Origin of the sequence: Sphingobium sp. 22B (genome assembly GCF_001580035.1) — a bacterium.
GTDB lineage: Bacteria > Pseudomonadota > Alphaproteobacteria > Sphingomonadales > Sphingomonadaceae > Sphingobium > Sphingobium fuliginis.
The window spans coordinates 1-13,701 of sequence record NZ_LTAB01000055.1; the positions used below are offsets into that span (position 1 = coordinate 1).

General features: G+C 66.2%; 11 protein-coding genes and 1 pseudogene. 3 read left to right on the forward strand and 9 right to left on the reverse strand.

Annotated features, from left to right (window positions below):
* Nucleotides 1–226 precede the first annotated feature (226 nt).
* From rsmA to A0J57_RS24405, 4 genes are all read right to left on the reverse strand, one after another.
* Complete coding sequence (gene rsmA, locus A0J57_RS24390; protein ID WP_061936934.1) at nt 227–1,084, reverse strand: 16S rRNA (adenine(1518)-N(6)/adenine(1519)-N(6))-dimethyltransferase RsmA; 858 nt, start codon at nt 1,082–1,084, stop codon at nt 227–229.
* Between the two features lie 5 nt (nt 1,085–1,089).
* Nucleotides 1,090–2,115 (reverse strand): 4-hydroxythreonine-4-phosphate dehydrogenase PdxA, encoded by a 1,026-nt coding sequence (gene pdxA / locus A0J57_RS24395; protein ID WP_025549697.1) that lies wholly within the window; start codon nt 2,113–2,115, stop codon nt 1,090–1,092.
* The gene (locus A0J57_RS24400; protein ID WP_061936931.1) at nt 2,093–3,478 is read right to left on the reverse strand and encodes a peptidylprolyl isomerase; all 1,386 of its coding nucleotides are present in this window, start codon (nt 3,476–3,478) and stop codon (nt 2,093–2,095) included. Before A0J57_RS24400 ends, pdxA begins: the two co-directional genes overlap by 23 nt.
* Nucleotides 3,479–3,564: 86 nt before the next feature.
* A complete protein-coding gene (locus A0J57_RS24405) occupies nt 3,565–5,829 on the reverse strand; it encodes an LPS-assembly protein LptD (RefSeq protein WP_061936928.1) in 2,265 nt (754 codons plus the stop codon).
* A 180-nt stretch (nt 5,830–6,009) separates the two neighbouring features.
* On the opposite strand from A0J57_RS24405, the gene A0J57_RS24410 reads away from it, so the two are divergent.
* The 3 genes from A0J57_RS24410 to ndk all read left to right on the forward strand — a co-directional run bounded on the left by A0J57_RS24410 (nt 6,010) and on the right by ndk (nt 8,604).
* Nucleotides 6,010–7,455 carry a leucyl aminopeptidase gene (locus A0J57_RS24410; RefSeq protein ID WP_061936925.1) on the forward strand — a complete coding sequence of 482 codons (1,446 nt, stop codon included), beginning with the start codon at nt 6,010–6,012 and terminating at the stop codon, nt 7,453–7,455.
* Between the two features lie 183 nt (nt 7,456–7,638).
* Nucleotides 7,639–8,088: a DNA polymerase III subunit chi gene (locus tag A0J57_RS24415; protein WP_061936922.1), complete on the forward strand. Its 450-nt coding sequence runs from the start codon at nt 7,639–7,641 to the stop codon at nt 8,086–8,088.
* A 93-nt stretch (nt 8,089–8,181) separates the two neighbouring features.
* Nucleotides 8,182–8,604, forward strand: a complete 423-nt coding sequence (ndk, locus tag A0J57_RS24420; RefSeq protein ID WP_007684133.1) for a nucleoside-diphosphate kinase — start codon at nt 8,182–8,184, stop codon at nt 8,602–8,604.
* 371 nt (nt 8,605–8,975) lie between these two features.
* Here the strand turns inward: ndk and A0J57_RS24425 are convergent, their stop codons facing one another.
* The 5 genes and pseudogenes from A0J57_RS24425 to A0J57_RS24445 all read right to left on the reverse strand — a co-directional run.
* A complete protein-coding gene (locus tag A0J57_RS24425) occupies nt 8,976–9,494 on the reverse strand; it encodes a tetratricopeptide repeat protein (RefSeq protein ID WP_044663058.1) in 519 nt (172 codons plus the stop codon).
* 77 nt (nt 9,495–9,571) lie between these two features.
* The gene (locus A0J57_RS24430; RefSeq protein ID WP_061936919.1) at nt 9,572–10,747 is read right to left on the reverse strand and encodes an RsmB/NOP family class I SAM-dependent RNA methyltransferase; all 1,176 of its coding nucleotides are present in this window, start codon (nt 10,745–10,747) and stop codon (nt 9,572–9,574) included.
* A 45-nt stretch (nt 10,748–10,792) separates the two neighbouring features.
* The gene (gene guaB, locus A0J57_RS24435; RefSeq protein ID WP_061936916.1) at nt 10,793–12,250 is read right to left on the reverse strand and encodes an IMP dehydrogenase; all 1,458 of its coding nucleotides are present in this window, start codon (nt 12,248–12,250) and stop codon (nt 10,793–10,795) included.
* 305 nt (nt 12,251–12,555) lie between these two features.
* Nucleotides 12,556–13,248, reverse strand: a complete 693-nt coding sequence (locus A0J57_RS24440) for an aspartate/glutamate racemase family protein (RefSeq protein ID WP_025549702.1) — start codon at nt 13,246–13,248, stop codon at nt 12,556–12,558.
* A 59-nt stretch (nt 13,249–13,307) separates the two neighbouring features.
* A pseudogene (locus A0J57_RS24445) lies at nt 13,308–13,701 on the reverse strand (NADP transhydrogenase subunit beta); the annotation flags it as partial.

The following is a 13,701-nucleotide window of genomic DNA, read 5'->3' on the forward strand; positions in this document are numbered from 1 at the left end:
GTGTATAAGAGACAGCTTATGTTCCAGATGGAGGTTGCCGAGCGGATCGTGGCGAAACCCAATGGCGATCATTATGGCCGCCTCGCCGTGCTGTCCCAATGGCGCAGCGAGCTTCCAGCTTAGCCGTTGAAAACTCACGCTGATGTCGCGCCAGCCCACCCCCTAGCCCCCTCCCGCCTGCGGGAGGGGGAATGTCCGCCTTCCACCCAAGCCGGGGCTTTTAGGGCTAAAGGCGTCCCAGAACGCGCGCTGTTTCCACGAATTCTTCGACGCTGACGGTTTCCGCGCGGCGTTGCGGGTCTATGCCGACCGCCTCCAGCGCTTCGAGGGCGCCGGGCAGGCCCTTGAGGCTCTGGCGCAGCATCTTGCGGCGCTGGCCGAAGGCGGCGGCGGTGAGGCGTTCGAGATGCTTCAACTGCACGCCTTCGGGGGCGGGTCTGGGCGTGATGTGGACGACCGCCGACATGACCTTGGGCGGGGGCGTGAAGGCGCTGCGGTGGACCTTCATCGCGATGCGGGCGTCGCTGCGCCATTGGGACAGCACGGCGAGGCGGCCATAATGATCGCCATTGGGTTTCGCCACGATCCGCTCGGCAACCTCCATCTGGAACATAAGCGTCAGGCTCGACCACCAGGGGAGTGGAGACCAGTCGGTGGAAAGCCAGCCGATGAGGAGGGCGGTGCCCACATTATAGGGCAGGTTGGCGATGATATGCGCGCCTTCGCCTGCCTCGGCGCGGGCGTCGACCGCCATCGCGTCGCCGGAAATCACCCGGAACTGGCCGGGAAAGGCCTCCGACAGTTCGGAAAGCGCGGGCAGGCAGCGCCGGTCGCGCTCGACCGCCACCAGCCTTGCCCCGGCGCGCAGGATCGCGCGGGTCAGGCCGCCGGGACCGGGGCCGACCTCGAAGGCGGGCTGATCCTCAAGCGGGCCGGGGATGGCCGCGATCCGGTCCAGCAACTGTTCGTCCAGCAGGAAATTCTGGCCGAGCGCCTTGCTCGCCTGCAACCCGTGGGCGGCGATGACGTCGCGCAGCGGCGGGAGCTTGGGCGGCGGGAGCTTGGGGCGGGTATCGGCGGCCATGAGCCTCAGCAGCCGGGGGTCAGCCGGGCGCGTGTCGCTTCGGCGGCCATCCTGATCGCGGCCATCATCGCGCTGGGATTGGCGCTGTCCTTGCCCGCAATGCCGAAGGCGGTGCCATGGTCGGGCGAGGTGCGCACGATGGGAAGGCCCAGGGTGATGTTCACCCCCTCGTCGAAATTCAGCGTCTTGATGGGGATCAGCGCCTGATCGTGATACATGCAGAGCGCCGCGTCATAGGTTTCGCGGGCGCGGCTGTGGAACAGGGCGTCGGCGGCGAGCGGCCCCTGAATGTCGTAACCTTCCGCCTGGAGCGACTCCACGGCGGGACGGATGACGTCGATCTCCTCCCGCCCCAGCGCCCCGCCTTCGCCCGCATGGGGATTGAGGCCCGCGACGACCAGACGGGGACGGCCGATGCCGAAATTGCGCTGGAGCCCCTTTGCCGTGGTGATGGCGCGGGCGCGGATCAGGTCGACCGTGAGCACGGACGACACCTCTGCCAGGGGGATGTGGATGGTGATCGGCACGACCTTCAGCGACGGCCCCGCCAGCATCATCACGGCATTGTGGGGCGCGACGCCGCAGCGTTCCGCGATGAATTCGGTCTGTCCCGGATGGGTGAAGCCGACGCCGTAGAGCTGTTCCTTGCCCACCGGGGCGGTGACGATCCCGGCCGCCGAACCGCTGCGGGCGAGGCCGACCGCGACCTCCAGCGCCTGAAAGGCCGTGCGCGCGCCATCCATGCTGGGCGTGCCGGGCGTGATCTCGCCCGCCTCCGCCACCTGCAGGCATGGCAGGGCCTTGTCGAAGACCTCCACCGCTTCCTCCGGCGTGCTGACCGGCTCGACCGGGCCGAGCCAGACGGCGCGCAGGGACGCGGCGTCGCCCACGGCGAAAAAGGGCGACAGGCCCCGCGCCTCCCGCATGACCCAGCTTTTGGCGACGATTTCCGGCCCGATTCCCGCCGGATCACCGAGCGACACGGCGAATGGCGGCATATCCGCCGGATCAGTTATAGTCGATAACGGCATCGCGGCGGAGATCGCGCAGATAGATGCGGGCGCGCTTGTTGACCCGTTCTTCCTCCAATTGCGCCATGATCTGTTCGGCATTGGGCGCGGCGGCGGAGGAGGCTTCGTCACGGCCGCAGACGACCAGCACGCGCACGCCGTCGTTGATCGAGCCGAAGGGCGGCGTCGCCTCACCGACCTGGAGGTTCAGGAGGATGTCCTGCAATTGCGGGGGCAGGTCGCGCAGCTTCACATTGTCGTTGTCGACCACGTCGGCGCCGATCTTGCCGCCCAGTTCATTGGCCTGGCCGCAGCCCTTGATCGTCTTGACCTGCGCGGCGAAGGCGGCCGCCCTGGTGCTCGCCTGTTCCTTGGTCGTGCCGGCGGGGAAGCTGACGGAGAGCTGCTTGAGGCTGAGCAGCGCATCGCGCGGATCGGCGGTCAGCACCTTGCGCTTGTCCATGACATAGATGATCGAGACGCCGCCCGGCACGCCGATGGGGCCGGCGATCTGGCCGACCTGCATTTCGGCCGCCGCCTGCGCCAGTTCGTCGGGCAGCTGGACGGGGCGGACCCAGCCCAGATCGCCGCCGACCGCTGCCGTGGAGGCTTCGGAAAATTGCCGCGCATAGGCGGCGAAGCTGCCGCCCTGCTTGATCTGTTCGATGATGTTGCGGGCGTTCGCGATGATCTGCTGCTGGTTTTCCGGCGTGGCCGACAGGTAGATCTCGCCGATGCGGAACTCGTCGCTGCCCTTGGCCGCGTTCATGCGGTCGACCACCGACTTCACCTCATCCTCCGACACGTTGACGAAGGGCTGGATGTTGCGGCGGAGCAGGCGGCTCCAGGCCAGCTCGCCCTCGATCTGGCGCCTGATGCTGGCGGCGGAGCTGCCCTGCTGGCGCAGATATTGGTCGAACTGGGCGGGGGACTGGCGGAAATTGGCCGCGACCCGCTCATAGCTCTGGTCGATCTCGGCCTTGTCCACCTTGATGTCGTTGGCGGCGGCTTCCTGGATCTGGAGCGTCTCGTCGATCAGGTTGCGCAGCACCTGGACGCGCAGCCTTTCCTTTTCCTCGTCCGACACCTTGCCGCCATTGGCCGTGATGATGAGGGCCAGCCGCTGGTCGACGTCCGTGCCGGTGATGATCCGGCCGTTGACGATGGCCGTCGCCTTGCGGACATTGGGGTCGCTCTTGCCGAAGACGGTCACATCCCTGGGCAGGTTGAGCTGTTGCGTGGCGACATTGTCATCGTCGGCGACCGTCTGGGCCAGGCTTCCGCTGACGCCGGTAGCCAGCAGCGCCGAGGACAGAAGCACGGCCCGCAGGCCCCTGTAGGCCGTGCTGCCAATGCGGGAAAACGGGGAAACGACAGGCTGCATCGTCGACAAAACTCTCCAATCGGTTCGGCACGAGATGCGCCGATCCGCCTTAACCGACCCTGAGCAGGAAGCGGGAAGGCTGATCCTTATATGCCAATATTGCGAAAAGCCAGCCGAAGCTGGAAGCTGTTGCCCTTTCGTGCGTCGCCCAGCACCTGATAGTCGCGCCGCCAGGTGAGGCCGAGCGTCAGGCAATCGTCCTCATAGGCTATCCCCAGACGATGGCGCACGGGTTCATAGCCGTCCGCGACGGACAGCGGATCTTCCTTCGTGTCGGTCAGGTCGATGACGGTCGAGCCGAAGACCGACCAGAAGCGCGCGAACTGGACGCGACCGCCCAGCCGCAGTTCCTCGCGGTCCTGCAAATCCTCCAGATTGAGGTTCGCGTCGCGGTTGAGGCGCAGATAACCGACCGTCGCATAGGTCTTGCGGCTGCCGATGGTGGCGTCGATCTCGTTGCGGCGGACCGACAGATTGTCCTTGTCCAGCCGGAAGCGGTGGGTGAAGCTGATGAAATCCTTGTAGCGGACGGTGGTGCGCCCGACGACGTCGGACAGGCGGTCCGACAGGCCGGTTCCTTCCGGCAGGATGCTCTCTCGCTTGTCGAGGCGGTAGCTTTGCCCCACCACGCTTTCCAGCGAGAAGTCCGGAAGCGACAGGCTATATTCCATGCCATAGGTGACGCGGGTCGAATCCTCGAACCGGTCATATCCGGAAAAGCGGTTGAGCGCGAAGAGGTTGCTGTCCTCCAGGTCGATGGCGCGCGCATCCTCATTGGGGACGGAGAGATTGGCGATCTTGGGCGCGGCGACGATCTGCACGCGCGGGGCGATGCGCTGCACGCCGCCGAACGCCTCGCCCATGAAGGGCCAGCGCATGTCGATGGCCGCCGCCGCGATGCCGCGCGCCTTCCAGCCCGGATCGCCGGCATAGCTGACGATGCTGTTCATCAGATTGTCGCTGCTGTGATAGACGTCGCCGCGCAAATAGGTGGTGAAGGTCAGTTCCTGACCCATCGGCGTCAGCTTGCGCAGGTTCCATTCGAAGGCGGCGAAGGCGCGCTGCGTGTCCTGGCCATGGGTGCGGGTGATGGCCAGGCTGTTCGCCTGGAACTGCGCCACGCCGCCCAGCAGCGGGTCCTTCATCCGCAGGCGATAGTCGATCACGGGCAGCGCGATCGGCATCTGCCCCTGCGAATCGCCGGTGCGCAGCGTCTGCACCGCCCAGCCGGCGATGGAGAAATAGCTGTTCTCCCCGATTCGCTGGGCGTTGAGCGTAGAACGCAGCCGGTCGTCCCGGCTGATGTCGTAGCGGCGCAGGAAGGTGCGGTCGGTCGCGGCGCGGATCGACCCGCCGATGCTCCATTCCGGCGTCAGTTGCAGCGCGCCGCTGGCGTCGAGATAGCCGCGGAAATCCCTTTCCGATCCCGCCGGGGTGGTGGAAGAGGCATTGCCGGTGGCGACGCGGCTGCCATAGGTCGCATAGCCGGTGATCTGGTAGGCGCCCCGGTCCCATAAGTGGCGGTAGTTGGTCTCCAGCATCGGCAGCGTGTCGGTATAGACATGCGGCGTGACGGTGAGGTCGCGATTGGGCGCCAGCTTCAGATAATAGGGCAGCGCGACCTCGAACCCGTTGGTGCGGTCGTAGCGAAGATTGGGCACCAGCAGGCCGCTGCCGCCATTGTCGCCCACCGGATGGGAGAAGCCGGGCAGCGGGATCAGCGGCAGGCCGAACAGTTCCACGCTGGCATTGGTATATTTGACGCGGGCCTTGACCGGATCATAGACGACCCTGACCGCCTTGATCTGCCAGGTGGGCTCCTTGGGGCAGCCCTCATGATCCTCCACCACGCAGCCGGTATAGGCGGCCTTGCGCAGCGTATAGACCCCGTTCACCCGCTGGCCGCTGGCGGCGGCCAGCCGCCCGCCCGATTGCAGCACCAGCAGCATGTTCTGGACCATGCCGTCCTGCAGGGAATCGGTGACGTCGAACCGGTCGCCATAGGCGATATTGCCTTCCGGATCGGTGACGGAGACGTTGCCGTTCGCCTCCACCTTCCCCGTGGTGCGGTTCCAGACGACCTTGTCGGCGCGCAGCCGGTTCCCCTCCCGCAGCAACTGCACATTGCCGCTGGCGGTCACGACCTCGCTGTTGCTGTCATATTCCAGCGCATCGGCGGCGAAGCCGATCTGTTCGTCGCTTTCGGGCACGGGAGCGTCGGGCGCGCTGATCGTCGCCTGCGGTTCCTGAAGTTGCTGGGCCGTGGCATGCGGGACGGCGACCAGGCACGGAAAGGCGGCGCCGGCGGCCAGGAGAGGTTTCAAACGCAAGGGGAAAGGGCTGTTCTGCAAAAGGATGGGGCCTCTTTGACGGGGCGCTTTGTTTCCCGCCTATCGCACTGCTTTGTCTGCGCTGCAATCGTCTCCGCCAAGAGTTTTGCGGGAAAATCAGTCGAACGGCTTTGCCAGACAGGGTAAGCCGCACTATCTGGCCATAGAGATACAAGCCTTGCAGGAAATAAAGGACCCTAGATGGAAATCGCGTTCAGCCCCGTCCGTCCCGAAGCCGATACGCTGGTCTTCGCCGTGCCGAAGGGCGGTTTCGACGCCTTGCCCCTGAGCGCCGCGCCCGTGTTGGCGGCGGGCGCCGCCGCGGCGCGCTTCACGGGCGAAGCGGGGTCGAGCTTCGAGAGCTTCGTGGAGGAAGGCGGCAGGGTGCTGCGCGTGGTGCTGGTCGGCACCGGCGGGGGCAGCGATGCGGATTATGAGCGCGCGGGCAGCGCGCTGACGGCGCGCCTGTCGACCAGCGGCGCGACCCATGCGGCGGTCGAATTCTTCGGCGGCGCGAGTGGGGACAAGGCGGCGGCGCTGGCCTTCGGCGCGTCGCTGCGCGGCTGGCGGATCGACACCTATCGCACGCGGCAGGCGGAAAAGGCCAAGCCGACGCTCAAGCAGATCACGCTGGTTTCGAGCGACGCCGGGGCGGCCTGGGAAAGCCGGTCCGCGGTCGCGGCGGGCGTGGCCTTCACCCGCGAGCTGGTGTCGGAACCGGCGAACATCCTCTACCCCGAAAGCTTCGTCGAGCGCTGCAGGCATCTGGAGGAGCTGGGCGTCAAGATCACCGTGCTGGACAGGGCGGCGATGGCGGATCTGGGCATGGGCGCGCTGCTGGGCGTGGCGCAGGGTTCGGTGCGCGAGCCGCGCCTGCTGGCCATGGAATGGGACGGCACGGGTGGCGCGACCGAAAAGCCGCTGGTCTTCGTCGGCAAGGGCGTGACCTTCGACACGGGCGGCATTTCCTTGAAGCCCGGGCCGGGCATGGAAGACATGAAATGGGACATGGGCGGCGCCGGGGCCGTGGCGGGCGCTATCAAGGCGCTGGCAGGGCGCAAGGCGAAGGTGCGCGTCGTCGGCATTTGCGGGCTGGTCGAGAATATGCCGGACGGCAATGCGCAGCGGCCGGGCGACATCGTGACCTCCATGTCCGGGCAGACGATCGAGGTGCTGAACACCGATGCCGAAGGACGTCTGGTGCTGTGCGACGTCATCACCTGGGCGCAGAAGACCTATGCGCCGGAGGTGATCATCGACCTCGCCACGCTGACCGGGGCGATGATCATCTCGCTCGGCAACGAATATGCGGGCATCTTCTCCAATGACGACGGGCTGGCCGACGATCTGATCGCGGCGGGCAAGGCGGCGGGCGACCAGTTGTGGCGCTTCCCGCTGGGCGACGCCTATAACAAGCTGATCGACAGCCCGATTGCCGACATGAAGAATATCGGGCCGCGCTATGGCGGGTCGATCACGGCGGCGCAGTTCATCAAACGCTTCGTCGATGAGGGCGTGAAATGGGCGCATCTCGACATTGCGGGCATGGTCTGGGCCGACAAGCCCGGCGCGACATGGGACAAGGGCGCGACCGGCTATGGCGTGCGGCTGCTCGACCGCTATGTCGCGGACAAGTTCGAGGGCTGATCTTTCTTCCCGTTCGGTTTGGATTTGGTCCGGACCGAGGGCAAGCATTGTCTGGCTAAAACCCCGCCCCCTTCGGGCTGAGCCTGTCGAAGCTCTTTTCTTTATTTGAAGAAGACGTGAAAGCCGTTGGCTTCGCCGACCTTCGGTTCGACAAGCCCGGGGCGAACGGTTAGAGCGAGAAGAATGCAAGTCGATTTCTACCAGCTCAGCCGCGATCCGGTGGAACAGGTGCTGCCCGCCATAGCAGGCCGTATCCTGGAGATGGGCGAGCGGCTGCTGGTGGTGGCGCGGGAGCCTGAACGGCTGGAGCGAATCTCCGCCGGGCTGTGGGCGGGGCCGCCGGAAAGCTTCCTGGCGCATGGCCGGGCGGGCGATGGCGGCGAATCCGTGCAGCCGGTGCTGCTGGCGCAGGATTGCCCAAGCGTCGATCTGGCCGCCAATGGGGCACGGCATGTCGCATTGGCCGATGGCCTCTGGCGCGAAGAGGCGCTGGGTTTCGAGCGGGCCTTTTACTTCTTCGACGCGGAAACCGTCGAAGGCGCGCGGGCAAGCTGGCGCGATCTCGCCAAACGGGATGGCGTGACGCCACGATTCTGGCGGCAGGAAGGCCGCAAATGGGTGCAGGGTCCATAAGCATGGACCAAAAATCAGCCCTCTTGCGATAGGCTGCGGCCCGGTCTAAAGGGCGCGCCAACTTATCCCAACAATTCGGAGCTTTTGAGCCTTATGGCCGTGACCCGCACCTTTTCGATCATCAAGCCCGACGCGACCCGTCGCAACCTGACGGGCGCCGTGACCAAGAAGCTGGAGGAAGCGGGCCTGCGCGTCGTCGCTTCCAAACGCATCCGCATGAGCCGCGAGCAGGCCGAGGGCTTCTACGCCGTGCACAAGGAACGCCCCTTCTTCGCCGATCTGGTCGCGTTCATGATCTCCGGCCCGGTGGTCGTGCAGGTCCTGGAAGGCGAGGACGCCGTGAAGCGCAACCGCGACATCATGGGCGCCACCAACCCCGCCAATGCCGATGAGGGCACCATCCGCAAGGAATATGCCGAATCGATCGAAGCCAATTCGGTCCATGGTTCCGACAGCGAGGAAAATGCCGCGATCGAGATCGCCTATTTCTTCAAGCCGGACGAAATCGTCGGCTGATCCGGCATAGTCAGGATTGGAAACGGGCCGGGGGCGACAAGCCTGCCGGCCCTTTTCTTTTGGAATCTTGGGTGGGAACCGGATTTTAAGCCAGACCGCCTTCAAATGATCCAACCCGCCAAACCCGGAACCGGAATGACTTCACCCAGGATCACCCGTAACCCGATCGCCACAGGCCGACCAAAAAGCATCCTATTTTCGACCGAAACATGATTTCGGCCTGTCCTATTCCGCATCCACGGGCCTATCCCGCTTCCTTCCGTGAAACATCCGGTAAACCACACGCACCCGCCCACGCGCGCGTAGGCACGCGCGCGCATATGGTGTGAACTTCGGTGTAAAAGATTTGGGAGCAGTCCCGCGGAAACGGGTCAGGGCGTCTCGGTTTCCGCCGCCTTGGGCGCGGGCACCTTGTCCTTCGCGCTCAGCACCGTCGCGGGCGGCCCCTTCTCTATCGCCGCCGCCAGTTGTCCGACCGCCGCGCAGTTCACCTTGCACAGCCCCTGCGCCTGGGCGAGATTTTCCTTCGCCTTGGCGATGGCGCCCTTCTCGACCATCGCCTCGCCCTGACCGACCAGGGCGGCGACGTCATTGGGCTCCAGCAACAGCGCCTCGCGATACAGCCGGATCGCCTTGCCCTGCAATCCCTGGGCCCGCGCGACTTCGGCCAGCTCGATATAGGCCATGCGGTTGCGGGGATCGACCGCCAGCGCGCTTTCCAGCGCATCGGTGGCGCCCTGATAATTGCCCGCCTTGCGCGCTGCTTCGCCCGCCTTCTGCCACTCGATGGACAGCGGCGAAATCTGCGAATCCGGGCGCTGCGTCAGCCCGACGCTGGAAACGGTGGTCAACAGGACGGCCAGGGCGATCGAAGCGGGGGTAAAACGCATGCACAACTCCAGCCATGTTTCAGGCGCTGATTCCGTCCAAGTCTCGCGATTTTGCGGGCGCTTGTCCATCGACTCTTTCACGCCGTCCGTCGCAGCCGCGCGAAATAGAAACCGTCCGTCCCGTCATGCGCCGGCGTCAGCAGCAGCCCGTCGCCATGGGCACGGCCCGTCGGCACATCGGCCGGTTCGGCCATCCATCCCTCATGCCGTGCCAGAAATGCCCGCACCTGATCCCGCCCCTCCCGGTCCGTCAGCGCGCAGGTAGCATAGACCAGCAGGCCGCCCGGTGCCAGCAAAGGCGCGGCGAAATCCAGGATTCGCGCCTGCTCCGCCACCAGCCGGTCGAGCCGCGCGGGGGTCAGCCGCCAGCGCGCCTCCGGATTGCGGCGCCAGGTGCCGGTGCCCGAACAGGGCGCGTCGACCAGCACCACGTCGGCGCGGCCATGCAGGCTTTGCAGCGCGCCCGCCTCATGCCCCTGATCCAGCAGCAGCGTTTCGATGAAGGTCGCCCCGGCCCGCTCCGCCCGCGGGTCGAGCCGCGACAGCCGCGACCGGATGGTGTCGGCGGCGATCAGCGTGCCCTTGCCCGCCATGGCGCTCGCCAGCGCCAGCGTCTTGCCCCCCGCCCCGGCGCAGAGATCGATCACGGTCATGCCCGGCTGCGCCCCGCAGGCGGCGGAGATCCATTGGCTGCCGGCATCCTGCACCTCCACCTGCCCCCATTTCCAGGGGTCGCTCTGCTCGACCGGCGCGCCTTCGGGCAGGCGCAAGGCCTCGGGCAGGCCGGACATACGCACCGCATCGGGATAGAAGGACGCCACCCTGTCCGGGTCGGCCTTCAGCCGGTTGATGCGCAGGTCGACCGGCGCCCGGCCCAACAGGGCCTCGCGCTCCACGGGCGCGGCCAGCAGAGGGTCGATCCAGCCGGGCACGACGCCTGCCGCCGTTCCCGCCTCGTCCGCGGAAATCGGCGCCGGTCCATGGGCCGATCCATTGAACAGTTCCGCCAGTTCCGGCCGCTCGCGGGCCAGCCCCACCATCGCGGCGCGCCCGCTTTCGGGACGCTCGGCCGCGCGGCGCACGGCGTCATAGACATGGTCGCGCACCGCCCGCCGGTCCCGCGATCCGGCATAGCGCCGATCCTTGAAATAGCGGGCAATCAGCGTATCCGCCGCCGGCCCGCCGTCACGCGCCGACGATATGATGGCGTCGAGCAACTCAATCGCGGCCTGAACGCGTGCGGACGGGGTCATGCGCTACTCCCCCATCACGGGAAAGGAAGAGAATTGAAAAGGGCCTTACCGCGTCGGATAATTGGGTGCTTCCCGCGTGATCGTCACGTCGTGGACATGGCTTTCCGACAGGCCGGCATTGGTGATCTGGACGAAGCGCGCCCGTTCCTGAAGGTCCTTGATCGTGGCGCTGCCGGTATAGCCCATGGCCGCCTTCACGCCACCGACAAGCTGGTGGATGACGTCCTTCGCCGGCCCCTTGAACGGCACCTGGCCTTCGATCCCCTCGGGCACCAGCTTCATCTGGTCCTTGATGTCCGCCTGGAAATAGCGGTCGGCGGAACCCCGCGCCATGGCGCCGACGCTGCCCATGCCGCGATAGCTCTTATAGGCGCGGCCCTGATAGAGGAAGGTCTCGCCCGGAGCTTCCGTCGTACCGGCGAGCAGGGAGCCCACCATGACGCAGCCCGCGCCCGCCGCCAGCGCCTTCGCCACGTCGCCGGAGGTGCGCAGGCCGCCATCCGCGATCACCGGCACGCCCTGCTTCGCGGCTTCCTCGGCCGAATCCATGACGGCGGTCAGCTGCGGCACGCCCACGCCCGCGACGACGCGGGTGGTGCAGATGGAACCCGGCCCGATCCCGACCTTCACGCAGTCCGCGCCCGCGCCGATCAGCGCCTTGGTCGCTTCGGCGGTGGCGACATTGCCGGCGACCACCTGGACATGGTTGGACAGCTTCTTCACCGCCTCGACCGCGACGGCGACCTGGCGGCTGTGGCCATGGGCCGTGTCGATGACGATCAGGTCGCATTCCGCGTCGATCAGCGCCTTGCTGCGTTCCAGCCCCTTGTCGCCCACGGTCGAGGCCGCCGCCACGCGCAGGCGGCCCGAAGCGTCCTTGGTCGCCTGCGGATAGGTGACGGCCTTTTCGATGTCCTTGACGGTGATCAGTCCGACGCAATGATAATTATCGTCCACCACCAGCAGCTTTTCGATGCGGCGCTGATGCAGCAGGCGCATCGCTTCGTCCTGGCCCACCCCGGTCTTCACCGTCGCCAGATTGTCGCGGGTCATGAGTTCGCTGACCGGCTGGGCGGGGTTCTCCGCAAAGCGCACGTCGCGATTGGTGAGGATGCCGACCAGCTTGCCCGACGCCTGGACCACCGGAATGCCGCTGATCTTGTGGCGGGTCATCAGCATCTGCGCATCGGCCAGCGTCGCATTGGGCGTGATGGTGATCGGATTGACCACCATGCCGCTTTCGAAGCGCTTGACCGCGCGTACCGCGTCGGCCTGTTCCTCGACCGACAGGTTGCGGTGCAACACGCCAAGGCCGCCCAGCTGGGCCATGACGATCGCCATGTCCGCCTCCGTCACCGTGTCCATGGCGGAGGAGAGGATCGGGATGTTGAGCTTGATTGCGCGGGTCACATGGGTGCTGGTGTCCGCCTGGCTGGGCAGCACATCGGATTCGGCGGGCTGCAAAAGCACGTCGTCAAAGGTGAGGCCAAGGCGGATGTCCATGTGAAGCCACTTTCTGCTGCGCGTTTCATGCGGGGGCCTGGCATGATCGCTGGGGGATTCGTGGCGGCCCATGTAACCATTAACCGGCAAAACAGCCAGACCCCCGAAAGCATTTTATTGCGGAGGCGAGAAAATCCCTGCGCGGCGCGCAACGGGGTGGAAGGTGAAGGTTCGAGAGAAGCAGGCGATTCCCGTCGCTGCCCCGGATTGGCGGGCGTCCGGCGTCTCGACGCCGGCGCGTTTCGCTCCCTCGTCCGCTGCGCGGAGGGAGGATTGGGGCCTGGCCCGCTAAAGGTCCAGAAGCCTCAATCCCCCAGGATCACGTCCACGCCCGCACGTGCATGGATGCTGGTGCCGTCATAGATCGGCAGGACGTTCGCCTTCACATCGACGATCATCTCCAATTCGGTGCACGCAAGGATCGCCGCCTGCACATTCTCCTTGGCGATGTCGGTGAGTTCAGACTTCATATAGCGTTCCGACTCGCGGCTGACCTTGCCGATGGTCAGTTCGTCATAGACGATCCGGTCGATCCGCTCGGCCAGTTCCATGTCCGGGGGCAGCAGCGATATGCCGTGCGCCACCAGCCGCTGGCGATAGAATTTCTCCGTCATTACATTGCGGGTGCCGATCAGCGCGGCCTTTTCGATGCCGTCGGCCTGCATCTTGCGCCCTACGGCTTCGGCGATGTTGACGATCGGAATGTCGACGCCCGCCTGCACATCGTCATAGACGCGGTGCATGGAATTGGCGCAGATCAGCAAGGCCGCCGCCCCGCCCTGCTCCAGCCGCCTGGCGGACGCGGTCAGCACATCGGCCGCATGGGCCCATTCCTCTTCGGTGATGGAACGGCCTATGTCCGCGAAATCCAGGCTTTCGATCAGCAGCGGAGCGCTATGCTGGCCGCCCCGGGCGCGATACACCGCCTGGTTGATGATCTGATAATAGCGCGCCGTCGACGTCCAGCTGAGACCGCCTATCAGGCCGAGCTTCTTCATGAATCCGCTTATCCCCATGCGCCGACAAAGCCGGACAGGCTTGTCCCTCGCCCAAATCGTTAGGGACGGCGTCCCGCATCGGCAAGCCCCTTCCTGCCCGCACCGCCGCAAAGGCGCGCGCCGAACAGGCTGCCCGCCGCGCCCGCCAGCCCTCCCGCGACGGCCATCGGCATATTTTCCATAAGGAAAGCGGACGCCGCCAGCGACCAGCCGGCAAAGCCGCCCACCAGCGCCAGCGCAGGTCCGGTTCCCCACGACAAGGCCCATTTCACAACCGTCCAGCCCGCAAGCCATGCGGCTCCGATGCAGGCAAGAAGCCTGCCCAGGTCCGGAGTCGCTATGAAGGCCGCGACCAGCCCGCCGGTCGCCGGCAGCATGGCAGCCGCCACAAGCGGATGCCACCGCCCCGCCGCCCCGCGCCACAGGACCGCCGYCGCCTGCGGAGCCATGGCC

Bases quoted from the DNA above. Each gene is read 5' to 3' on its own strand.
- rsmA (WP_061936934.1), bottom strand. From the start codon at position 1,084: ATGGCCGCCGATACCCGCCCCAAGCTCCCGCCGCCCAAGCTCCCGCCG.
- pdxA (WP_025549697.1), bottom strand. From the start codon at position 2,115: ATGCCGTTATCGACTATAACTGATCCGGCGGATATGCCGCCATTCGCC.
- A0J57_RS24400 (WP_061936931.1), bottom strand. From the start codon at position 3,478: ATGCAGCCTGTCGTTTCCCCGTTTTCCCGCATTGGCAGCACGGCCTAC.
- A0J57_RS24410 (WP_061936925.1), top strand. From the start codon at position 6,010: ATGGAAATCGCGTTCAGCCCCGTCCGTCCCGAAGCCGATACGCTGGTC.
- A0J57_RS24415 (WP_061936922.1), top strand. From the start codon at position 7,639: ATGCAAGTCGATTTCTACCAGCTCAGCCGCGATCCGGTGGAACAGGTG.
- ndk (WP_007684133.1), top strand. From the start codon at position 8,182: ATGGCCGTGACCCGCACCTTTTCGATCATCAAGCCCGACGCGACCCGT.
- A0J57_RS24425 (WP_044663058.1), bottom strand. From the start codon at position 9,494: ATGCGTTTTACCCCCGCTTCGATCGCCCTGGCCGTCCTGTTGACCACC.
- A0J57_RS24430 (WP_061936919.1), bottom strand. From the start codon at position 10,747: ATGACCCCGTCCGCACGCGTTCAGGCCGCGATTGAGTTGCTCGACGCC.
- guaB (WP_061936916.1), bottom strand. From the start codon at position 12,250: ATGGACATCCGCCTTGGCCTCACCTTTGACGACGTGCTTTTGCAGCCC.
- A0J57_RS24440 (WP_025549702.1), bottom strand. From the start codon at position 13,248: ATGAAGAAGCTCGGCCTGATAGGCGGTCTCAGCTGGACGTCGACGGCG.